Source organism: Candidatus Poriferisodalis sp. (genome assembly GCF_965215815.1).
GTDB lineage: Bacteria > Actinomycetota > Acidimicrobiia > Acidimicrobiales > Poriferisodalaceae > Poriferisodalis.
Map to the genome: position 1 here is coordinate 1,355,864 of NZ_CBDCEO010000012.1, position 22,622 is coordinate 1,378,485.

At 64.3% G+C, this 22,622-nt stretch carries 16 protein-coding genes and 3 pseudogenes; 5 read left to right on the forward strand and 14 right to left on the reverse strand.

The annotated features are described in order from the left end of the window. Nucleotides 1–5 precede the first annotated feature (5 nt). Nucleotides 6–215 carry a hypothetical protein gene (locus ACOOHB_RS08005; protein WP_420444265.1) on the forward strand — a complete coding sequence of 70 codons (210 nt, stop codon included), beginning with the start codon at nucleotides 6–8 and terminating at the stop codon, nucleotides 213–215. A gap of 98 nt (nucleotides 216–313) precedes the next feature. On the opposite strand, the gene ACOOHB_RS08010 is transcribed toward ACOOHB_RS08005, so the two are convergent. Genes ACOOHB_RS08010 through ACOOHB_RS08020 form a run of 3 tightly spaced genes read right to left on the reverse strand, consistent with a single transcriptional unit; the run spans nucleotide 314 to nucleotide 1,142 of the window. Then, entirely contained in the window at nucleotides 314–694 is a 381-nt protein-coding gene (locus tag ACOOHB_RS08010; protein WP_420444266.1) for a type II toxin-antitoxin system VapC family toxin, read from the reverse strand. Beyond that, the gene (locus ACOOHB_RS08015; RefSeq protein WP_420444267.1) at nucleotides 694–930 is read right to left on the reverse strand and encodes a hypothetical protein; all 237 of its coding nucleotides are present in this window, start codon (nucleotides 928–930) and stop codon (nucleotides 694–696) included. The genes ACOOHB_RS08010 and ACOOHB_RS08015 overlap by 1 nt, the downstream gene beginning before the upstream one ends. Before the next feature lie 29 nt (nucleotides 931–959). Further along, a complete protein-coding gene (locus ACOOHB_RS08020) occupies nucleotides 960–1,142 on the reverse strand; it encodes a hypothetical protein (protein WP_420444268.1) in 183 nt (60 codons plus the stop codon). Nucleotides 1,143–1,422: 280 nt separating this feature from the next. Here ACOOHB_RS08020 and ACOOHB_RS08025 point away from each other — a divergent pair, with 280 nt between their 5' ends. Both ACOOHB_RS08025 and ACOOHB_RS08030 read left to right on the forward strand, forming a co-directional pair. Continuing rightward, the gene (locus ACOOHB_RS08025) at nucleotides 1,423–3,567 is read left to right on the forward strand and encodes a leucine-rich repeat domain-containing protein (RefSeq protein WP_420444269.1); all 2,145 of its coding nucleotides are present in this window, start codon (nucleotides 1,423–1,425) and stop codon (nucleotides 3,565–3,567) included. 790 nt (nucleotides 3,568–4,357) lie between these two features. Continuing rightward, entirely contained in the window at nucleotides 4,358–4,762 is a 405-nt protein-coding gene (locus ACOOHB_RS08030; RefSeq protein ID WP_420444685.1) for a CPBP family intramembrane glutamic endopeptidase, read from the forward strand. A 246-nt stretch (nucleotides 4,763–5,008) separates the two neighbouring features. On the opposite strand, the pseudogene ACOOHB_RS08035 reads toward ACOOHB_RS08030, so the two are convergent. Further along, nucleotides 5,009–5,491: pseudogene (locus ACOOHB_RS08035) on the reverse strand (DUF2238 domain-containing protein); the annotation flags it as partial. 553 nt (nucleotides 5,492–6,044) lie between these two features. Between ACOOHB_RS08035 and ACOOHB_RS08040 the strand changes: the two are divergent. Next, complete coding sequence (locus ACOOHB_RS08040) at nucleotides 6,045–6,746, forward strand: ISL3 family transposase (protein WP_420444270.1); 702 nt, start codon at nucleotides 6,045–6,047, stop codon at nucleotides 6,744–6,746. A gap of 530 nt (nucleotides 6,747–7,276) precedes the next feature. On the opposite strand, the gene ACOOHB_RS08045 is transcribed toward ACOOHB_RS08040, so the two are convergent. The 4 genes and pseudogenes from ACOOHB_RS08045 to ACOOHB_RS08060 form a co-directional block, all read right to left on the reverse strand. After that, the gene (locus tag ACOOHB_RS08045; RefSeq protein ID WP_420444271.1) at nucleotides 7,277–8,458 is read right to left on the reverse strand and encodes an ISL3 family transposase; all 1,182 of its coding nucleotides are present in this window, start codon (nucleotides 8,456–8,458) and stop codon (nucleotides 7,277–7,279) included. Nucleotides 8,459–8,756: 298 nt separating this feature from the next. Next, a complete protein-coding gene (locus ACOOHB_RS08050) occupies nucleotides 8,757–9,698 on the reverse strand; it encodes an RDD family protein (RefSeq protein ID WP_420444272.1) in 942 nt (313 codons plus the stop codon). 104 nt (nucleotides 9,699–9,802) lie between these two features. After that, nucleotides 9,803–10,588 (reverse strand): cell wall-binding repeat-containing protein, encoded by a 786-nt coding sequence (locus ACOOHB_RS08055; RefSeq protein WP_420444273.1) that lies wholly within the window; start codon nucleotides 10,586–10,588, stop codon nucleotides 9,803–9,805. A 1-nt stretch (nucleotide 10,589) separates the two neighbouring features. Then, a pseudogene (locus ACOOHB_RS08060) lies at nucleotides 10,590–10,805 on the reverse strand (transposase); the annotation flags it as partial. Nucleotides 10,806–11,064: 259 nt separating this feature from the next. Here ACOOHB_RS08060 and ACOOHB_RS08065 point away from each other — a divergent pair. Continuing rightward, nucleotides 11,065–11,976, forward strand: a pseudogene (locus ACOOHB_RS08065) (IS110 family transposase); the annotation flags it as partial. Nucleotides 11,977–12,022: 46 nt separating this feature from the next. Here the strand turns inward: ACOOHB_RS08065 and ACOOHB_RS08070 are convergent. The 6 genes from ACOOHB_RS08070 to ACOOHB_RS08095 form a co-directional block, all read right to left on the reverse strand. Continuing rightward, a complete protein-coding gene (locus ACOOHB_RS08070) occupies nucleotides 12,023–13,255 on the reverse strand; it encodes an IS256 family transposase (protein WP_420444686.1) in 1,233 nt (410 codons plus the stop codon). Nucleotides 13,256–13,371: 116 nt separating this feature from the next. Next, nucleotides 13,372–14,157 (reverse strand): cell wall-binding repeat-containing protein, encoded by a 786-nt coding sequence (locus ACOOHB_RS08075; RefSeq protein ID WP_420444687.1) that lies wholly within the window; start codon nucleotides 14,155–14,157, stop codon nucleotides 13,372–13,374. Between the two features lie 153 nt (nucleotides 14,158–14,310). Continuing rightward, nucleotides 14,311–14,568: a hypothetical protein gene (locus ACOOHB_RS08080; RefSeq protein WP_420444274.1), complete on the reverse strand. Its 258-nt coding sequence runs from the start codon at nucleotides 14,566–14,568 to the stop codon at nucleotides 14,311–14,313. An 11-nt stretch (nucleotides 14,569–14,579) separates the two neighbouring features. Next, nucleotides 14,580–15,500, reverse strand: coding sequence for a S1 family peptidase (locus ACOOHB_RS08085; RefSeq protein WP_420444275.1), 921 nt, complete (start codon nucleotides 15,498–15,500; stop codon nucleotides 14,580–14,582). A 366-nt stretch (nucleotides 15,501–15,866) separates the two neighbouring features. Beyond that, nucleotides 15,867–19,121, reverse strand: a complete 3,255-nt coding sequence (locus ACOOHB_RS08090) for a hypothetical protein (RefSeq protein WP_420444276.1) — start codon at nucleotides 19,119–19,121, stop codon at nucleotides 15,867–15,869. A 5-nt stretch (nucleotides 19,122–19,126) separates the two neighbouring features. Next, nucleotides 19,127–22,597, reverse strand: coding sequence for a tubulin-like doman-containing protein (locus tag ACOOHB_RS08095; RefSeq protein WP_420444277.1), 3,471 nt, complete (start codon nucleotides 22,595–22,597; stop codon nucleotides 19,127–19,129). Nucleotides 22,598–22,622: the final 25 nt, after the last annotated feature.

Sequence of the window (22,622 nt, forward strand, 5' to 3'; positions counted from 1 at the left end):
AGACTGTGGGGCGTGATTCGAGCCGGGGCATCACTGTCTTTGATCTGTTCGAGGCCGCCGAGCGCATGATTGAAGCTCGTCTGCGGCGCAGCAAGCCGGCGGTCACACAGGCAGAAATCCGCGCCGCCATCGACGAGTGGGCCTCGGGCGGCGACCGCCACCTCGACGCCGACGGCTATCTCCGCGAAATTCCCATTCCCCCGTACTTGCAGTGACGCGCCTCGACGACGCGGCCAGCTTGTCGCAGCTGCAAGCTCACGGCGCCTTCTGACAGCTGCGGCCGATACCGGAACTTCGTCTTCGAGGCGGGCCGTTATGCGGTGAGCGTCGAGATCGGGTAGGCGAGCACTTTCTCGTCGGTCGTGACGAGCGTGTGTCCCTCGATCATCGATTGGGCGACGAGGAGCCGGTCGAACGGGTCTGCGTGCAGGTAGGGCAGCGTTCGAAGGCCCATCGCATGCGCTGCGGTGAGATCGAGCCAGTTCGCGCCGAGCCGGGTGGCCAGGGTCTGACAGCTGTGCTCCAGAAACAGCTTGCCGATGCGGCGCTTGATCTCTATTTCTGCGACCGAGATTGACGACACGACGAGGTCGTTGACGGGGTCCTCCAAAGCCGCCACAGCCTCAGTCGAGAGTCGTTCCGGCGCCTCGTTGGCCCACAACAGAACATTCGTGTCGAGCAGGAGCGTTGCCATCAGAGCGGGTCTTCGAGCGACTCGAGCACTTCGGCGGGCGTGTCGTCGAAATCGTCAGCCATGGTGATCGTGCCACGGAGCTGCCCGAGCTGGCGGCGCGCCGGCGGTCGAGCAACCTGCTTGAGGCCAGCAGCGAGAAGCTCGTTGATGACTTCGCCGAGCGTCCGGCGAGATTCGAACGCGATGCGCCGGGCTTCGTCGTAGATCGCGTCATCCAGCGACACCGTGGTGCGCATACGCGCACCATAGCGTCACCATCGGAGCACTAACGGCGGCGGCCTTTCTTGCGGGGGCGGGGCGACGCGCTGCGTGTGTAGTTCTCGGCGGCGAGCGCCTCCTTGTACGCCACCCAGGAGTCGTCGGCCACCACGGCGGACAGGTACGCGTCCCCCGGCACCGCCGCGGAAGCGCAGCCCATTCCGGGACCATCGACAACGTCCCTCGGCACGGGACCCAGAACTATCCTGTGGATTCTTGCGCCAAGTCTCGGTGAAGACCGGGTGCGAACGGTCCGAGGTTCTGCGAGCAAGAACCATCGGCGACGACAAGGGCAGAAGGCAGCAGCGAAGAACGATGCGACCATGACGAACCCATTCGACGGCGCGCCAGCGTCACGTCGGAGACGTTCACCGGAGCGACAGCTTGCTGCACCGACAGCAGGCAGCATCTGGGATTCGACTGACCCCTTCGCAGATGGCGCTGGTGACGTCCGCGCACGCGCCGGACCCATGCGATCACGTCGGACCTTGGGCGTTCTTGCCCCGGTCGCCACCATGGTGGCGCTTGCCGCCATATTGGCGATGCTCCTGGCGGCATGCGTTGGCGAGGATGAGCCCACCGCGCCGGCTGCCGCGGGGCAGCCAGAGGCGAACCCCGCTGTTGAGCAATCCGACCCGGACCGGGCCGTGCTGGTCGCTTTGTACAACAGCACGGGTGGCGCAACCTGGGGCGCCAACGCGAACTGGCTGAGCGACAGGCCCGTCGGCGAGTGGCACGGCGTCACCACGAACAGCAACGGCCGCGTCGTCGAGCTGCATCTCCACGACAACCGGTTGACGGGCGAGATTCCACCTGAGCTAGGCCGCCTATCCAACCTGACGGAGTTGCTTCTCGACGACAACCAGTTGACGGGCGCGATTCCACCTGAGCTGGGCCACCTATCCAATCTGACGTGGCTGTATCTCAGCTCCAATCCGTTGACGGGTGAGATTCCGCCTGAGCTGGGCCACCTATCCGACCTGACGGAGCTGGCTCTCCACGACAACCAGTTGACGGGCGCGATTCCGCCTGAGCTGGGCCACCTATCCAACCTGACGGGGCTGGATCTCCACGACAACCAGTTGACGGGCGCGATTCCACCTGAGCTGGGCCACCTATCCAACCTGACGTTGCTGTATCTCAGCTCCAACCAGTTGACGGGTGAGATTCCGCCTGAGCTGGGCCACCTATCCAACCTGACGGAGCTGGATCTCCACGACAACCAGTTGACGGGCGCGATTCCACCTGAGCTGGGCCACCTATCCAACCTGACGTTGCTGTATCTCAGCTCCAACCAGTTGACGGGTGAGATTCCGCCTGAGCTGGGCCACCTATCCAACCTGACGGAGCTGGTTCTCAGCTCCAACCAGTTGAGGGGTGAGATTCCGCCTGAGCTGGGCCACCTGTCCAACCTGACGGAGCTGGTTCTCAGCTCCAACCAGTTGAGGGGTGAGATTCCGCCTGAGCTGGGCCACCTATCCAACCTGACGGAGCTGGTTCTCCACGACAACCAGTTGAGGGGTGAGATTCCGCTTGAGCTGGGCCGCCTGTCCAGCCTGACGGGGCTGACGCTCGGCAAAAACCGGTTGACGGGCGCGATTCCGTCTGAGCTGGGCCACCTGTCCAACCTGACGGGGCTGGATCTCGATAGCAACCGGTTGACGGGCGCGATTCCGCCTGAGCTGGGCCACCTATCCAATCTGACGTTTCTGTATCTCAGCTCCAACCAGTTGACGGGTGAGATTCCGCCTGAGCTGGGCCACCTGTCCAACCTGACGGAGCTGGGTCTCCACGAAAACCAGTTGACGGGCGAGATTCCGCCCGAGCTGGGCCACCTGTCCAACCTGACGGAGCTGGGTCTCCACGAAAACCAGTTGACGGGCGAGATTCCGCCCGAGCTGGGCCACCTATCCAACCTGACGGAGCTGGGTCTCCACGACAATCGGTTGACGGGCGAGATTCCGCCCGAGCTGGGCCACCTATCCAACCTGACGGAGCTGGTTCTCCACGACAACCAGTTGAGGGGTGAGATTCCGCTTGAGCTGGGCCGCCTGTCCAGCCTGACGGGGCTGACGCTCGGCAAAAACCGGTTGACGGGCGCGATTCCGTCTGAGCTGGGCCACCTGTCCAACCTGACGGGGCTGGATCTCGATAGCAACCGGTTGACGGGCGCGATTCCGCCTGAGCTGGGCCACCTATCCAACCTGACGTTTCTGTATCTCAGCTCCAACCAGTTGACGGGTGAGATTCCGCCTGAGCTGGGCAACCTGTCCAACCTGACGGAGCTGGGTCTCCACGAAAACCAGTTGACGGGTGAGATTCCGCCTGAGCTGGGCAACCTGTCCAACCTGACGGAGCTGGGTCTCCACGAAAACCAGTTGACGGGCGAGATTCCGCCCGAGCTGGGCCACCTATCCAACCTGACAAAGCTGTTTCTCTTCGACAATCGGTTGACGGGCGAGATTCCGCCCGAGCTGGGCAACCTATCCAACCTGACGGTGCTGGGTCTCCACGAAAACCAGTTGACCGGGTGCATACCCGAGGGGTGGCGAGATATAGCGCTGAATGATCTTGTAGAGCTGAACCTGCCCGACTGCGGCGCAGCCACGCCGTGACCGACGGCCACGGCCACGCCAGAGACGGGTCTGTCAGTCAGATTCGGCAGTGTCTCTGACCGGTCGACGGGGGGAATTGCCCTGCTGCTGGTTGAAGATTGTTCGGCTCCTTGCGAGCAGCGACGGTGCACCTCGCTTGGCATGCTGTAACTCAATGAGTTCAGAGCTCAACGCCAACATAAGCCGGCGGCATGAAGCCGGCATCGTGCCGACGCAAGACCCAAGGAACTCCAGAGCCTCCACGAAGCCGGGGGCGATTCACCCGCCAGCCTCCGATTGATCTACGACGCGGCGAGGACGCGTTCGGGCGGACCGGGCGCCGGAACGACGGGCACATCGGGCCGCAGCTGGAGCCCTTGAAGGGAGATTGATGTTGCGACCAGCCAGCACTGGCTCATCTGGCGACGAGAACGGCATGGGACCGAGCGCGAACATGCAGGGCGAGCCGGCTGTCGCCGTCTCGCTCACGTGTCTGGCGACACTCCTGCCGTTCACGACGTCGCTCGGCATATTGGTCGCGGGTGGCATCGTTGCAGTCCTGCTGACTGCCACCGCCATAGCGCGCCGGATGGTCGCTGCGAGTTCCGTCGGCGTTCTGCTGGTGGCCTTCCTCTTGCTGGAACTTGTGGGCCTCGGCCCGAAACGGTTGGTGTTCGGTTTCGCCTTCGTCGCGTACCTGGTGGTGAGATCGCGATTGCCGTGGCTGCGTGAGGTTGCCCCCTGGCGTCGCGCTGGGCCATGGCGCCTAGGGCAGGGCGCCGTAGGCGCCGCGTTCGGCCTGCTCGCAGGAATGGCCCTCTGGGCGTGGTACGAGAGGCGACCGGAACAACTGGCCGAAGTGGTCGAATACGTTCGTGACTGGCCCATTTGGGCTTTCGTATCGGCGGGCATTCTCACGGCGGTTGTCGCTGCTGTGCTCGAAGAGACCGTTTACCGAGGGGTCGTTCAGGATTCGCTCGAGAGAGTCCTTGGATCGGATTTCGTGCCCTTAGTCATGCAAGCGGCCATCTTCGCCGCGTTGCACTTCCCTTCGGGGATCCTCCAAGGGCTCACCGGGGTCGTTCTCGTCTTCCCCTATGGCCTGCTCCTGGGTGTCTTGCGTAGGCGCTCCGGGGGTTTGGCCGTACCCATTATTGCGCATTTCAGCACTGATTTGGTGATCGTGGGAATCGTGCTTTCTCGGATCGTGGCGTAGGCCCAGTTGCGGGAGTCGGGACGCCAGCTTCCTCACAGGCGGACCGACGCAGTCATCAGGCGAACCTACGATCTTGGTGACGAGATTATTGGAGGCGCGGCGAGGGCGGTACCCAATAAGGCGAGGTCGAATGACGGAATCCTCAACCGGTGGACGGCTGGCCCACCATGCAGCGATCAGAGAACCAAGCAGGTTGGCAATCAAGTCCTGCATATTGTTGGCGTAGGCGCCCACCCGGGTATATGGAAGGGCCAACGTGGCCAGATATTCCCCAATCTCGATGACGGCCCCTACCGAGTTAGCTCCGAGGATGACCACCACGGCGGCTTTCATTCCACCATCAGCGGCCAGCATCCGGCGCGTCGCCTCCCATACGATCAACCCGGCGGTTCCCAAACCGGCGACATGGATCAACTGGTCGTAACGGATGAACCCAAACCAATCCTGCCCGTAGAGGAGGACACCGGAAAAGTAGAGGTTTGCCCCTGCCATGTGTCCAAATCCAACGATGGACATCATTACGAGCACATAGGTGGAGAAACGAACCGAGTAGTCAATGTACATCAACAGGGTGGCGACAAGCGTCACCCAGATCAGATAGGAATACACACCGGCTGCGCTCGCCACAATGCCGTACACGGTCCACGCGGCCACGTACAGCGCGGTCACTCCGCCGAGGACGGGGTGCCGTCTGACAGCCGTCGCGAACCAAGGTTCTTTTGGACCCATCGGTCACCTCCGAAACGCGGTCCTTAATTCGAAGTTTAAGGCTCTTGTGTGCCTGTCGGGCACTCTATTGCAGGGCCAGCGCGAGGTCAGCAAACGGAGGCTTCGCGCTTGCGCGTGGAGTAGTGCGTCGAGGGTCCCTGACAGATAAGGAGGGATCTCCCAGAATCGAAGGTGGGCGAACTCCACTGGTGGTTGCGACGGGCCGGTCATGATGGCCGGGATGTCGAAGCCACAACCACCAGTGGAGGTGTCCAATATGGCAGCCCGCTGGTGATCGGTGTCAAGTTAGCTGCCCGGCCGTGCTACGTGAGCTGCGGCGGCAAGGTGTGTGCTCACGACGTGAACCCGGTGTGCCTGGCGGACCTGTCGGCGTGGGGGCGTGCGGTGCGTCTGGTGTGGAACAAGCGCCGCTGGCGTTGCCCGAGCGGGTCACGCGCTGCGCGCACGGTCACCGAGCAGCAGCCGCGGATCGGGGCGCCCACGGCGCGCATGACTGCCCCGGCGGCGAGGCACGCGACCCGCCAGTCGTGCAATCAAAGAGATTGCAGCCGAGTTGGGCACCGGTTGGCACACGGTGACGGCCGCGGTGCACCGGTGGGGCCACACCCTGCTCGAAGCGGACCGGTCGCGCACTGACGGCGTGGCCGCTCTGGGTCTCGACGAAACTCCTATTTTCCGCCGAGGCCGATACCACCAAGAGCATTGGGGAATCACCGTGGTGAACGCCCGAAGGGGCGTACTCGGGGACATAGTCGCTGGTCGCCGCGCTGAGGAGGCCACCAGATGGATTCAGGGGCGCTCATCGCGGTGGCGTCGGCGGGTGCGCTGGGCGGTCATAGACCTGTCGGGCCCCTATCGCAAAGCGTTCACCACGGCACCGCCCAAGACGATCCAGGTTGCCGACCCGTTCCATGCGGTCAAGCTCGCCAACGGCACCATCGACGACATAGGCCGGAGCGTCCAGAACATCACTACTGGCGGGTGCGGCACCACCAACGATCCGCTCAATCGGATACGGCGGCGGCTGCCGTGGGCACACGAACGCGCCACCGACCAGGGCCAAGCGAAGCTGAGTGATCTGCCCGCAGCCGGGGGCCCCACAGCGAGGTCCTTCGGTGTCTGGCACGCCGAAGAGACCTTCGCGGCATCTTCCGCATGGGAACCACGCACTCGCCATGCGCTACCTACAACACCTCGGCCAACTCCCCACTGGACACACATGGGAGCATCTACCGGACCGGTGGCCGGAGATTGAGACAACCGCACAAGGAACTATGCTAGCTCTGCCAAAGAACAGGACTCGAAGAGGTGATCAAATTGGGCAGCGTGCAAGGACCTGATAGTGACGGATCCTCTAACGAATCGAACAGGCAACGACGCAAAGCGCCGCGAATCTGGCTCTTAATCGCCCTCCTTGTACTCGTTGCCCTCCTTGTGGTTACCAACATAACCGGGGGCATTCCCATCTCGTAAGGCCAGTAAGGACTGACTGGGTCGAGCCAGCTCACGCGGCACTGTCACGTAACCGGTACTTCCAGGTCTTGCCAGTCGGCGTCGACGGCAACCCGTCCGCGATGGCCGGTTTTCGGGCCAGAACTGGTGGATTAAGCTCTGAGCTTTCAAGAACTGGCGCTTCCAAAATTAGGGGGAAGCTCACCTGACGGGGGACCCTGATTTGGGTCCATGAGTTGAGGGTCTGATTCCCCGAGGATGGGAGGATGACCACGATGAAGAGAGAGAGCCTTCACAAAATGTTGAGATTTGGGCTGCTGGGCTCGGCGGGGTTCATGTTAGGAGAAGGCCGCGGGCTTCGAAGTTGGCGTAGTTGGTGAAGCCGTGGGCTTTGCGGCGCAGGACTTGGAACAGGCTGTTTGTTCCCTCGATGCGGCCGTTGCTGGGTCGCCCGGCGTGGTGCCAGTCGAGGATCTGGGCATGCCATGCGAGGAACGTGTCAACGGTGTCGCTGAACTCGGGGATCAGCCCGGTGCCGTAGATGTCCGCGAACCGGTCCAGGGCGGCCATCGCGTCGTCGTGGTCGCCGGCGAGGTAGAGCTGGTGCAGCTCGCCGAGCGCGTGCCATGCTGGGTTGAGCCGGGGATGGGTCTCGAACAGGGCGTCGAGCCGTTTGCGCTCGGCGGCGTCGAGCTTGTCGGGCCGGCGCATCAGCAAGAACCGCGCCCGGAACACTTCGGGGTCGAACGCCGGCTTGGAGCCCTCGGGGCGGCGCTGCACGTCGCGGCGCACCGCGGTGAGCCCCGCCGCGAACCATCTGATGACGTGGAACCGGTCCAGCACATGGCGGGCGTGGCCGAGCCGCCTGTCGATCGCTGCCTTGTACGCCGCCGAGCCGTCGGACACGACAATCTTCACGCCCTTGCACCACTTGTGCCCCTGAGCAGCCAGAAAGCCGCTGAGTGCTTGGGTGTTGCGGTGGGGCACCATGGCAAACACCTCGCCGGTGTCGCCGTTGACGAGCACCGTCACATAGCGGTGCCGCTTGCGGATCGAGGTCCCCTCCACCAGCAGCACCCGGCACCGCTGCCGCCGCCGGTGGTCGGCGACCAGACCCGCCCAGGCCACCACCAGCGCGTCGGCCAGCCTCCAGCTCAGCCCATGACGTCGGGCTGCGGCGTTGACCGTCATCGCCCGCGCGTCGCCCACCAGCCGACGGGCCAGCCGCGCGGTGACACGGCCCTCGAACGCCGGGTGGTCCTCGGCGAACCGCCGGCCGCCGCAGACGCCGCAGACCATGCGCCGCTGCTCGAACACCAGCGTGGTCGCCCGCCCCGACACCTCCAAGTCCCGGACCTCGCGGTCCCGGCGATCATGGGCCTTCCCACTCGGGGTCCCGCAATCGGGGCAGCACGGGCGGCGCACCGTCGAACGCACCCGAACCACCAGCCGCTCAGGCGCGTCGACGATCACCCCCAGCACCTCGATCCGCCGCAGCCGCAGCCGACATAACATCACGCTTCATCGAAGCCCTCCAGGGTTCGGCGTCTGCAAACACCGATCCCCCCAGGGCCTCGACCCCTACCCGCGGACCCCCAACCCGCCCTCATCCCAACAAAAGACGAAGGCTCAAAAAGAAGCCATCCGCTGCCTCAAACGCTTCGTCGCACGAGAGCTCTACCGCACCCGCCGAGGCGACCTCGCCACCCTCACAACCCGCACTTGACATCTATAGAAACGTCCCAGTGTGATTCAATCCCACGCTCAAACGCGAAGGGCCGTTGTGTGTCGCGGATGTCGATCGCTCCCACGACTATGAGCTGCGCATACTCCATATCACAAATGTGCTAATCGTCAAAAGCAAAGTGATGAGAGATATAGCGAGTCCGGCAATACCGAGCGCCATTCGCGGTCTCTTTTCGGTCTTGGCTCGTACGATTCCCATTATGGACAGAGTCGTCGCCCCAAGTCCAAATATGGCTTCATACGGGAGAAGAAGGAGTAGGATTAAGGCCACCCCCATTCCGAAGCCGGCAAACTTCCACGCGGGCACGGTCGCCAGTCGATAGGCGGCCAGAGCCGGGGGAATGACGGCTATGACCGAGAGGACAAAGCCCGAGACAGCCGCAGCATTGCCGCTGTTGTGCGACGTTTCATCATCGTCCGTGTCGCCCGGTGGAGGCGCAGCACGCGGTCGTCGCGACGTCGATTCAAGCCCATGGTTGTCGGAAGCTCCCTGTGGTCCGGAATCGCAACCGACGGCGGCAGGACCGGTGACCGTTTCGCTCAAGTCTGCCTGAGCCAGCGAGCTTGCCGGCGTGGTTTGCCACCGTTTGACAACGAGAGTGCCTGCGCTGTCGTCGTGCCAGCCTTGCCGTGCGTCGTCAAAGGTCAGTGAAATGTAGACCAACAGCCAGAGAAGCGGCCCGATGAACGGAATGACACCTACAGCTGCCGGGATTATCCAGCGGACAACCGAATTGCGCCAGCGGGGCACACCGCCGTCGGCTTCCCGCACGACCTTGATTCCTGTCGCCGCCTTGCCGAGGGTTCGCCCCCCATTCATGGCGACCATCGGAACCTCGTAGAGAAGGCCAACCGCTGCTAGCATCAAATATGGGGTCACTGAACCTGCGAATTCGAAGGACGGCGAAGTCCACCGGATCGCAACCCACACCCCGACTGCGACCGGCCACATGAGCAGAGTGTCGATGACGCGGGCTCCGACCCGGTCACCGACGCTCGCGAGCTCCACGCGTTCACCCGAACGGATCATGGCCCAACCCTTCATAACGCTCCTCTCAATAGTACGGCGTGTTCCGCATCAACTGTCTGCATGGCCGCGTATGCATTGGCAACTCATTCATCACGTTCGCATTGCCATACGCATTGTTGGATGTTTTCTTCGCGATTCAACACACAGCCGCATTGACACAATTGGACGGGGCTTTCTGCGGGTTTCGGCTGCGAGAAGTATCTTGCGCCCCGGATGGGTATGTCGTCGCGGTCCTGTTGCATACAGACGACATAGATTTGGGTGATGGTTGAGCGAGATACGTTCAGTAACAAAGTAGCGTCGCATGCATTATATGTCGATGCTTCCATCGCTACCGAATCGTCAGCTGTCGCGCCAGCCATCAAGGCATCAAAACTCGCGTTGACCAGCGTACTGAAATCGGGATTGGAGTCGGCGGTGAAGCCGGCGACGGTGTCCCCGGTGCGGTATTGCACGACAGCCTGCGCGGTCTCGCCTGTGCTGAGGTAGGTGTCGGTTGCTGTTTGGGACACTGCGGAGTTGCCGCCGAGCACGATGATGTGCTCGGTGCTAGTTCGGAGCCACCGGGAGGTTGAGGGGTGGAGCGGGTCGCGTTCGGTGAGCAGCAAGGGCGCGCACAGCGCGGCGAGCAGCGGCGCGGCGCTGAACGAGTCGAACGGCACGAGCGCTGTCGCGAGCCCTGCTGTGGCCCGGTCGAAGCACCGCGGGGCCGCCGAGGAGTACCTTGCCTCGACGAAGTCGGCTGTTGCGGTCGCGGTCTCGAACCGTGTCGCTCCTCCGAGCCGTGTGACATTAGGCCCGAGCGCCGCCAGTTCGCGTTCGACGGGAGTGTCCGATGTTCTGTGTAAGCGGGTCGGTCGGTTGGTCATTTTAGGTGAGCGGGAGTCGTCCTGGGTAGCGGACGGCGAGCTGGTTCAAGCAGCGTTTCCATCCGATGGTTCCTGTTCCTTGTGGTCCTCCTCTGTTGGTGGTGATGTTCCTGATGGCGAGGTAGAGCAGTTTGAGGGCGGCTTGCTCGTTGGGGAAGTGCCCTCGGTTCTTGGTGACCTTTCTGAGCTGGCGGTTGATGGACTCGATCATGTTGGTATCGGGTATGAAATCTGGTGCTCCGTGTTCGGCGGCGGTCGGGTCTTCTAGGTTCGGGGTTGTCGGGTTCGGGGTGTTTTGGAGGAACAGCTAGGGCAGGCCGATCTACACGTTGAGCTGCGAGCTCGTGTTAGTACTTGGCCGCCCCTGCGACCGGCCCGATTGCGCTGTGAGCGCGAATCCGTTTTTGTCGTGTCCGCCCGGTGGTTCCTCGATCCGATGCTGGAGAGGAGACCTAGCTGTGGTGCGTCATATCGGGATGGATGTGCATCGTTCGTTCGCGCAGATCGCCGTTGTCGAGGACGGGCTGGTGCGCGACGAGGGCAGGATCGGGGTGCGTCCCGAGGACCTGCGCCAGTGGGCAGCGGAGTTCTGCGAGCCCGGCGACGAGGTCGCCTTGGAGGCAACGACGAACTCTGATGCGATCGCGGTGATGCTGCGCGACGTCGTGGCCAGGGTTGTGGTGTCGAACCCGCGCAAGACCAGAGCGATCGCTGAGGCGAAGGTCAAGACCGACAAGGTCGACGCCCGCATCCTCGCGCAGCTCCTCGCGGCCGATTTCTTGCCCGAGACGTGGGTGGCTGACGAGCGGACCAGGATGCGGCGCCGGCTGGTGGCGCGCCGGACCCATCTGGTGCGCCAGCGGACCCGGCTCAAGAACCAGGTGCACGCCATCTTGTCGCGCAACCTGGTGCCGACATGCCCGCACGCGGACATGTTCGGCGGCGTCGGCGGTCGCTGGCTCGCCCGACAGGCGCTGCCCGCTGATGAGCAGCGCAGCGTCGACGCGTTGTTGCGCCAGCTCGACTTCGCCGGCGACGAGCTCGCCCTGGTCGAGCGCGACATCGCTGCCGACGCCGTCGGGGACCCGGTGGTCGCCAGGCTGATGACCGTTCCGGGCATCAACGTCACCGTGGCCGCCTCGATCGTGGCCGCGGTCGGGGACTTCTCCCGCTTCGAGTCCGCGGACCGCCTCGTGTCCTACCTGGGCCTGAACCCCAAGGTCCACCAGTCCGGCAACGGCCCCGCCCGCCACGGCCGGATCACCAAAGCCGGCCGGGCACAGGCCCGAGGGATGCTCGTCGAAGCCGCCTTCAGCGCGTCGCGGGCCCCCGGTCCGCTGCGGGCGTTCCATCGCCGCATCAAGACCCGGCGCGGGTTCCAGATCGCGACCGTCGCGACCGCCCGCAAGATGACCGTGCTGTGCTGGCATCTCGTCACAAAGCAACAGGACTACGCGTTCGCCCGCCCCAGCCTGGTCGCCCACAAGCGCCGATCCCTCGAGCTCGCCGCGGGCGCCCCGTCGCGCCGGGGCCCCGCCGCCGGGCCCTCGCGGGACTACCACAACAAACCGCTGCGAGACGCCGAGAAGGCCATCGTCGAGCAGCAAGAACACGCCTACGAAGTCCTCGTCGCCCACTGGCAGCCCCAACGCCCCCACACCACGACTTGACAATTTCATCCGTGGTGTAGATGACCCGGCGGGCTTCTGGGGGGTAGTCCAGGAACGGGATGAACTGTTCCCAGCTCGACCGCCACAGGCTGACCACGGCGGGGTATCTGGCGCCGATGCCGGCTTCGAACTTGTCGAGCGCCGCCTCGGCGGCTTTGGCGTCGACGGCGGCGTACACGGGACGCAGTTCGGTGGCGACTTGTTTGCGGTCGTTCCAGGTGACGTAGCGGTGCGAGGCCCGAAGCAGGTGCACCACGCAGGTCTGCACGGTGGCCGCGGGCCAGGTCGCCTCGATCGCGTCGGGCAGGCCTTTGAGGCCGTCGCAGCACACGATCAGCACGTCTTCGACGCCTCGGTTGCGCAGCTCAGTGAGCACCCCCAGCCAGTACTTGGCGCCCTCGCCGTCGCTGTCGCCGATCCAGATGCCCAGCACATGCTTGCGGCCGTCGAGATCGACGCCCACAGCGAGATAGGCGGGCCGGTTGGCGACGTGGCCGTCGCGGATCTTGATGTTCAGCGCGTCGATGAAGACGATCGGATAGACAGCATCGAGGGGCCGGCTGCGCCACGCCTCGAGCTCGTCGAGCACCCCGTCGGTGACACGGCTGATCAGGTCATGGGACACCTCCACGCCGTAGATCTCGCCCAGATGGGCCGCCACGTCGCGCACGGTCATGCCCCTGGCGTACAAGGCGATGATCTTGTCGTCGAACCCTTCCAGGCGCGTCGCGCCCTTGGGCACGATCCGAGGCTCAAAGGAGCCGTTGCGGTCCCGGGGAGCGTCCACGTCCACAGTGCCGATGTCGGTGTGCACCCGCTTGGGCGTGGCGCCGTTGCGCGAGTTGCCCGACCCCGCCCCCGCAGGGTCGCCCTTCTCATAGCCCAGATGATCGGTCAGCTCCTCCGCGAGCGCCCGCTCGAGCACCGCCTTGGTGAGCTGGGTCAAAAGCCCGTCCGCGCCGAGCAGCTCGGCGCCCTCGGCGCGGACGCGTTCCATCACCGCCTCCAGCGCCTCGTCAGGCACCAGCGGCGTCGTGTCCGCCGCCGGCCTCGCCGGCAGCCTCTCTCGATAATTCTCAGTCATTGCGGTCCTTCCTGTCGCCCCGGCATCCATCACCGACACGACACTCTCAGACCAACCCCCTTACACAGAGGATCTGACACTCCCCGTTCGACCCCGGCCGATATCGCCGCGGTCCCGCCCATGATCACCACATGGTCGACGTTTCGTGCCGTGATGTATGCCGCGACATCGGAATGCAACGCGCCGCGCGGGGTGAGCAGCACCGGATGAGCGCCTCGCGCCGCGAAGGGCCCCGCCACCAGCGCGTCAGCGAACACCGTGCTGTTGGCCACGATCACTGTGCGGCCATGGCCGGGCATCACTCCGGGGTCCCCGATGCGCTCCGCCACCTCCGCCGACATCACCGAAGCGTCGCTGCCCGAGACGAGCTCGGTATCGGTGACGCCCGACGGCAAGGACCCCAGCACCTCAAGCAGCGCCGCCGCGCCGGCAGCGCCCGTGGCAACCGCCACCACACTGGACACCCGCGCGTCGGCCAGGAACCCGAGCGCGTCCGCGCTCAGGCCGTCGGCGCCCGCGAGCAGCACCGGCGCGTCCAGCGAGCCCGCCAAGCCCGCCGCGGCCACCGCGTCAGGCCACGAAGTGCCCGACACCAGCACCGCACTGTCCAACGCGCCGCCTGCCTCCCGAGCGAAACGACGAGCCACCGCCAACGACGTCGCATAACGATCAGGCCCCTCCAGCCGCTCGATCTCGGGGTCGCCCGACACCGCGCCCGCCGCTCCCACCGGCGCCAACGCCACACCCACGACAAGCACCAACACCAAAGGACAGAGCACCCGGACACGCCGCCGCACGCAGCTTCGAAACCCCATCCTCACCGACAAACCCCCTCCACGGCCAACGCCGCGCTCAACAGACTCAGACACATATAAGCCACACGCATACCAACCGAGCAGCAGAGTCCCCCCCTCGAAAAAGCAAGCAACCGGGGGCCCGCCGCCGGAACCTGCGCAGCCGTCAACGGCTCAGAACCCGCCCGACAGCAACCACACGCCAACGCCGCCGGTGGCGCTGGGCTCGTCGCCATCAGACACAGGCACCGCAGCGATCGCTGCGTCGATCCAAGCCGAGCTGAGCCGCGCCGCGCCGGACGTGAGCATGGAACATCTCGCCGACACCGACCGAGTGCACGCTGCTGCACTGGCAGCGCAGCAGACCCCGACCGGCACCGACGGGGCCAATGTGATCATCGCAAACGGCAGGTCGCTGACCGACGTCGGCATCGCCCCACGCTTCAGCTCGGTGAATCGAAGCCGTTTCGACGCAGGAACTGCAGGACATCGCTGGCGGGGATCACCAACCCGAGGTGACCGCCTACGCCTTCAACGCCGCCAGTTGCGACCCCGACGAGGTGTCCATCGCTGTCGAATACGGCGCCGCCGCTGACGCCGGCGTCCAACAGAGCGTCAGTCTTATGGAAGACGAAGCCGCCGTCGTCAGTTGTTGTTCCAGAGAATCTGCCGCTGGTGAACGTGAGCGTTTCCTGGCTCTGGCCGAAAGCGGGATAGCCCAGGATCGTGATTTCGTCTCCGAGCGACAGATTGCCCAAGACGAACTCCAAAGCAGGATGCACGTCGCCGGGTGCGTCGGCAAGACGAACCACGGCGAGGTCGCGGATCGGGTCGTCGGCCACGACGGATGCCGGGCGCCATCCGGCAGGCGGATCGGCATAGCTCCGCGTGAAACCGACATTCACCTCGCAGATCGGTCCGCTGCCGTCCCCGCCCTCGTGCAGCACATGGGAATTCGTGAGCACCACACCGCCGTCTCCGGTGATGATGCCCGAGCCTGTCTGTTCACAGCCCGGTGACCACAACTGCACGACCGAACGGGCCAAGCCCTCCCAATCCGGCGCGTCGCCACTGGGCACCGGAATGGGTGCAGCTTCTTGCGCTGACCCAGACCCGGTGACGGCGCGCCCGGCATCCTCAACACCGGGCTCGTCTACGGATGTCGGTACCACGGCTTCGGGCTCGGCGCCCAGGTCCGTGCTGCTCGCAGCATCGCTGGTGGGCGATGGGGCCTGCAGAGAATCGGCCCTTCGCGCTCCATCATCCTCGGCGATATCTGGCAACGCATCAGGCAAGGTCGGGACGCTGAGTGGCTCGACTTGGCGGTTCACCAAGACTGTCACTACGACTGTTCCGGCAGCCATGAGAGCTAAGGCGACGGCCAGAGGAACAAGAACGACGCGCAGCCGCCGAGACGATCCAGTGAAGAGTCGCTTGGGTCGCCGGCCGCCCGTTGTTGGCCCGCGCCGGGCATCAGCACGCCGAGCAGGCGTCAATGCCGACGGCCGCACGGCCCCTTCACCAATCGACCTGACGGCGGAGCGTGCAGGCGGTCGATCAGGAGGCGGAGCGTGCCGCTGAGGGGCTCGCGCAGGAGGACGGCGCGCCGTTGTCTCCTTCCGCAGTGGATTGAGCGGGTGGCCGCGACGAGGCTCAGTCAACGGACCTCCCGCAGCAGTGTCCGCAATGCGCACCACTGCACGGCCGAAATTGGGCATCCACCGAGCGGTTCACATGAGCGGCTCGGTATCCGACGCGCCAGCGCCCGCAACAGCAGGCTCAGAATGACCCATATCGCGTGGATGCCCGGGTATCGGCATCAGCCGGTCAACGTCAACAGGCTCGGAGATATCGACCCGAATGGCGTGAAAGAGCAAGGTGCCGCGGTCGCTGAGGTAGCCGCAGGTGTGATCCGGGAGCGCATTCGATGCCGGGGTCGACACCTCTGCTGGCCACCAGACATAGGGCGTGTACTCGGGCGGCGCCTCGGGGCGCGGCGGCAGGGAACCCGTCGGCAGACGCGCCTCTCCGGAAGGCAGCAGTTCGCCCAGCAGGGTGGGAAGCATTGCTTCCTCGCCGGATTCGGGGTCAAGCCTTACGGCAGCCCGCTCGTTCATGAACGTTGCGCGCATGGCTTGAGCGAGAGCGTCATCGGCCGCGCGGCGCAACAGTCCGTCGTACGCACCGTCGTAGACACTGCGTGTGAATTTCCAACGTGGACCTACTCCATCGCCGCTCTTCGCAGCATCAAGCGCAACCGGGTAGGTGCAATGCTCGGGCGGCGGCAAATCCCTCTCGGCACTGATGCCATATTGCGCCCGCTCGGCCTCAGTGAAGCGTTCTGACATGCGCCGGTACTGCTCTCCCATCCATCCTCTGGGAGCGACGAGCGGCAGTAACTCCGCTAGATACCCGTCGCGCGTGTCGTCGGTCAGGTCTAGGTCAAAAATCAGCAGCTTGCGCACTGGTGAGTTCGGATCGTCAACCTCCATGTGACCCGCTTCGGCGCCAAACGGTCGATGAATCAGTCTGGTCACGACCGCTGCGGTCGCCAACCAATGGACTTTCAACGCCGTCAGCACCGCTTTGCGGGCTGCCGTCTGCTCCAGCTTGTCCACGAAGGCATCTAGCCCACCTTTCCACGCGCGGATTTGCCGTCGGTCGCGGCGCCGGATGAGGCGAACCAGCCCGCCTGTAACTACCGCCACGGCCAGCGCGGTCGCCAGCAGGACGGTCAGCAACCGCCAACTGCGGTCCTCGAAGACTTGCGGAGCGGTGGCTTCATAGTTGAGCACCGTGACTGCCATGAGGAAGATGTACGAGAGCAGCGCAACGCTCACGGTGGTGTTTGACACCAGGGGTGCGAACGGGCCCAGGAGGGAACGATCACCTGGGAATGCCCGCATTCGACCCGCGACCATCAATCCCAAGACACCGGTGATGATCGCCACCGCGGGGAACCAGCGCCCCGGTTTGTCCAGGAAACTCAGCGCCACAGGCCTCGCCAGCACCAGCAAGGTCGCCGTAGCCGCGGCGTACACCGCGGCAAGCAGCGTAAGGCGTACTTGGGCCGAGAGGCTGCGGCTCGGCGTGAGCCTGAGCACAGCCGGCACCGTCGCCAATATCGACAACAAACCAAATGCGGATACACGCATCGAATCCGAGAGGTGATCGGGTGTGAGCACTTCTCGAAGTCCCGTCAGCGTCATCAGCGCGCCAGCGCTGATGAGAACTGCTGTCAACGACGCGAACGCCACGAACGCCGTGACGCCGGGCTCCGGTCGATTCTCGGGTCGCAAGTGATCCTGAAACTCCTCGAACAAGCTGTCGATCCGGGTGTCGCAACGCTCGACCTCGACATCGAATTGACGTGTTACGCCGGTGAGAAGCGGCAAGTCAGCCGTCGGGTGAGCCTGCCGTGCGTCGCCACGCTGGCGCCTACCCCGGCTCATTCCCGCGTACCGGCCCGACGACCGCCTGGCCGATGTTTCCTCGCCGTCGGCGTCTTCGACGTGCTCGTTCAGGGAACCATCGGCCGCTGAGTCCTCATCGGTGTCTTCGCGCTCCGCCGAATCGGTTTCGGCAGTCAAAGGCTCAGTGGATACATCGTCATCGATCCCTCCCGAATCAAGGTCGTCGAGGGTCGGGGAAGCCATATGCGCCGACGGGTCCAACGCGGCGAGTACCTCAACCAATTCACCGTCGACCGGCCCAAGCGCCGCCGGATCGAGCGCGACATAGCGTTCGCTGCCGACCGAAGCCCTGACGCCGTCGTCAAGCATCGAGGCATCCACGATTCCCAGCAGCCGCCGCAGTATCCGGTCCCATCCGTCAGTCGGCACACCCTCGAGAGAGATGGGCGGGCGCATGTCGTCCAGCAGTCCGTACGCCTCATCGAGAGCGTCATCTGAGTCGTCACCCAGGCCGTCCTCGCCAACAATTGGGACCGTCCATGGTGCTATCAGCGCGGTGTCGAGGGCGAATTCGTTGAGCTGCTGCTTCGCAGTCCCGATTTCGTCGTGGCGGCTCAGCGCCCCGCCGACGGTTTCGACCGCAAGCCGACGAGTCGTTGCAAGATCTGTGACCACGCCGAGCCCCTTGTTGGCCATTTCGTCTCCGAGGTCATCTTCGTCGGGTACCCGGAACTCGTCCGGGTAGATCAACGGCGGCGCTACACGGGTGATGTGCCTCGGATCGGGCGCCGGCAACAGCCCAGGCGGCAATGGCAACAACCCATCGCTCTCCAACGACTGTTCCGGCGAGGGAGCTCGAATGCGTGTGGCGCGGCAGGTCGACCGCACGAGGTGGACGAGCGGCTTTCCGAAGCCACCGCGCGCATGTTCGACAAGCTCCAATGGCGCACCGACCATCGTCGACCACAGACCCGACAACGACGCAATCTCGACCGCAACGTGCCAGGCGTGAGCGTCAGCCGATTCGCTGGCTGACACTGGCATCGCCATGGCGCGTTCAAACTGACGGTCCGTCGGCAGTATCACGAAGGCTCCGTCGACTTCGGCGTTGATAAAGGCCGCTGGAGGCGCAAGTCGGTCGTCGCCGTAGTCGGGCACCCAAACTCTGTGAAGGAGCACGCCTGTTTCGGCGGGGGCAATCCGGCGCAGATCGCCCCGCAACATGACATCGGCCTCAGCGAGATCTCCTTGCAGTTCGAGAGGCAGCACCGCGGTCGCCACACTCACGATGTCGATTCGGTCCAATTCGCCCGCGCCGTGCAGCGTGTACATCAGCGCTTCACTCAACCAGGTGCCACCGTTCAGCACTTGCATTCGACGGCCCAAATCGAGTGGTTGCGACTCAGAGCCAGGAGATCGTGCGTACTCGACATGCACGATCGGCCGCAGGTGCGATGCAGCAGAGAGATCCTTCCAGGCAGCGAGCGCCCCGGCAGTGCCCCGGTCGTCGGCGTGGGTCATCACGACAACGACTCTGCGATGGCCCCCTCCGGATGGGAGAACGATGTCCATGTGACTCACATCAATGGCTCCGGCTCGCGACGCTCCAACCCCTGCGCCTGCGTTTCGGCGGCTTGGATCAGGTCGTTGAGTGCAGGTCTCATGAACCTGTCCCACAAGCCGATCCATTGAGGTGCGCTGGAGAGCACATCAGGAGATGCCTCGCAACGGCGGAGATGCTCGCTGTACCGGGCACCGTAGCTCTCAAGTGTCCTCCGGCAGATGTCGGCGATGCGCCTCAGCCGCCCGACCTCGGAATCGACCTCATGCGGAGACTCGGCGCTCTCGAGCAGCGGTACGCCATCGTCGAGCACAAAGGCGCTGTGCCCGGAGCCAGCCCAGTCGGCCAATGCGGGTGCCAGCGACTCGTAGCTGTGGAGTGCGCCATTTGGAACTGCCGTTCCCAACTCTCGCAGTTCGACATAGGGCAAGAGTGGGTCCAGCGTCCCGGTACGACAGACATCGACGTACGCCAGAGCTAGCGCTTCCAGGACTAAGGCGAGACTGTCCTGTTCCCCGCTGGCGCGGCTGACCGACAGGAAATTGGGCGGAAACGCGACTGGTCCCCGCGTGCGACTGCTGTAAATCGCGTAGCTGTCGCCGTCGCGTGAGATCCGGCCGAGCAAGCGACCCGTAAACCAACCCCTCACCATGCAGCGCAACAGAGCCTGAGGGACTGGTACGAATGAATCGAGCGGTTGCGCCCGGCGACGCGTCCAGAAATCCTTGCGGCGGGTCGGCGTGTCGCACTGGTACCACCGCTCCGCGATGGGTCGCAGCAGGGACTCGACTACCAGCACCGACACTGGTGCGGCTAGCGCGCTCGTTATGTCGATGTGCTTGATCGATGCGTCGCTGGAGAGCAATCCATCGATGTCGTCGTCATTGAGACCCGATCTAGCCAATCGAGCGCGAACCTCCGATTCGATCGCATGCGCTTCGAGCGGTACCGAGCTGAGCTGCAGCCGCGGCGAAGCCTGGGCTGCATTGGGGTGGACGAGACCGACGAGGTTCGCGTCGAGATTGATGAGTGGCGCCGCAGCCGACACGGATTCGCCGAGCTGATTGAGCAACCTGCTGCGGTTCTTGCGAGCTTCTGACTCACTCAGGCCCAACGCGTCGTGTGCGTCAGTGGTGCCGACAAAGCTCCGAATCGTCATGCCGAGGTATCGGGCCCATGCGGAGCCGGGTCGTTGCAGCCATGCTGTGGCTCTCGCCTTCAGGTCATCGAGCGATGTACCAAGCGAAATGCGGATCTCCGTCGGCGAGTGCGATCCACCAGCCGCCGTTGCTGCAGACGGCCACCAGTCCCGCTCGATACGGACACACTCGAGTCGCTCTGCGTCAGCACCCGTCGCCGAGCCTTCGCGGAAGCTGCCGGAGATGATGATGCGCCGCGCTGCCTCGCGCTGCTCCTGGGTGCGGTCGGTCGAGCCGACGTCGCGCGCAAGCAGCGAGGCAAACGTCTCGGGATAGTCCTCGGGATCAACCAGCGGGAAGTCGCCTGCTGGAGGCCGAACGCTGTCGGGTGGGGGCTCGTCGTCCCAGGAAACCCATGTCACAGTGTTGGCCGCATCGATTTCCGCTTTCGCATGGGCCTCGCGGAGAGTTCGTCCCATGGGCCGCAGCACTCGCTCGGCGACCTCGTTCGCCATGGCCGCTGCTCGCTCGCTCACCAAGGCTTCGCCTGCGTAGGCGGCGTAGTGAACTCCGTCGAGCAATGCCTCTTCGAGTCGGGCGTCGGTACTGGAAATCTTGCCTCGCATCCCGTCGAGTGCCTCGTTTACGGCCGTCCCCCAATCATGTGACCACGCCCGCTGCCGATCGACATCGTTGGCAGTCAGGTCCTCGTGGACTTCGTGAGCCAGGTACGAGGCGACCATGCGGCACAGCTCCGCAGCGACGAGCAGTCCGTGGGACGCGACCCACTGTTCGACTGTGCGGACCACCCGCTCGCTGATCTTGGGAATCCACTCCAGCGTCGAGGTTGCGAGCAATGCCTGGTAGTTGCGCTCGTACGACAGCTGAGCCGCCTCGATGGAATCACTCAGCGTCGATCGCCATCCTTCGGCATCAAGTTGATGGTCCTCGTCAAGGCCGCACCTCGCGCGCGCGTCACGCTCGAATTCGTCGCGCAGCTGGGCGTGATCTGGCGGGCGCAGTTCGTCGACGATCTCGTTGTCGTCGGGTCCAAGTTCCGTCAAGCCTGCCTGTCGCAAGAATGCAGGCAAGTGGTGCTTGGCGATCTCGGTGAGAATTGCATCAGGGTCCTCGGTTGCGAGCTCCCGCCCGACCTGGACTGCTTCGTCGGAATCGCTGTGGTACCTCGTCAGATGTCCCAGCGCGTCTTTGACAAGCCGCTGCAGGGCGTACCGCTCGAGATACTCAGTGCCGACCGACAACCGCGAGAACCCGAGCGCCGAGAAACAGGGCAGTCCTCTCTCGTGAAGCTCGCCTTGGTCGACCAAGATCTCACCCTGCTGTTGTGACGAAGCTGAGTTCGCCCAATTTCCTGCCGTATACGCCACGAATCGTGCTTGAACGACTTTGTCGCTGACCCACGAGAGCAACGAACGTCCGGCCATCTCGAACAGGCGATCGGGGGTGCCATGGTCGACACCGCCTTCGCCTACTCTTCCAACGAGGAAGGGATACGTCGGACCGCTGCGTACCTGAGCATTTGGCAATCCCGCCTGCCGCAAGACCTCGCTCTCTTTTGGCGCCGCAAGGTTCGGTGACCCGATGTCACTGCCCTGCCACCATTGGCCATTGAGCATCTCGGACATCGCGGCAAGGCTGTTCGGGTACACACCGCCAACGGCGGCGGCTCCGAGCGAATGGAAGACCTCAGGCGTGTACAGCAATGCAAAGATGTTGTCCCCTGCCGGGGTTTCGAGGCCGCGCAGGATGTCGCAAACAAGATTGAGCAGCCCGGCGCCTGTTCCTCCCGCAAGCGAGCTGACCACGACGATGTACATGTTCGAGTCGGGATCAGCCTGTTGCCCCGTGACCGCGCCGTAGAGATCGCCGATCTCGCCGCGGGCGCCGGGCGCGGTAATGCGTCGCACTCGTTCGTCGAGCTTCTGCCGAATTCGTAGTGCGTACGCCATCGCGACTGTCTGACCCACGGCGCGCATTTGGCCGGCACCAAGCTGCACGCCTACATTGAGTCCCGCCGGCTCGACCCGCCACGTCTGCATTTCCGGCCAGAGTCTCGGATTGCCATCGAGAATGTTCTGCAGCGCCCTGAAGTCCACGCCTGCGCTGATTAGCCCGAGATACTCATCGGCATCCAGCGGCTCAGCCACATCGTCGATCTCGTCGCCGTCGGGCCTCACCGGTGTGTCGATGTGCAGGAACTGCCAACCCCCAGGAATACGGTGACCTGCGTCATGCGCGGCCATCCACTGCTGAATCTCTCGCTTGAGGAATCGCAGCGTCTTGCCGCCGGATCCGCCTAGGCCTACGAACAGGAATTTGCTGTACATCTCAGTCCTCGATTGAAAGGTGTGC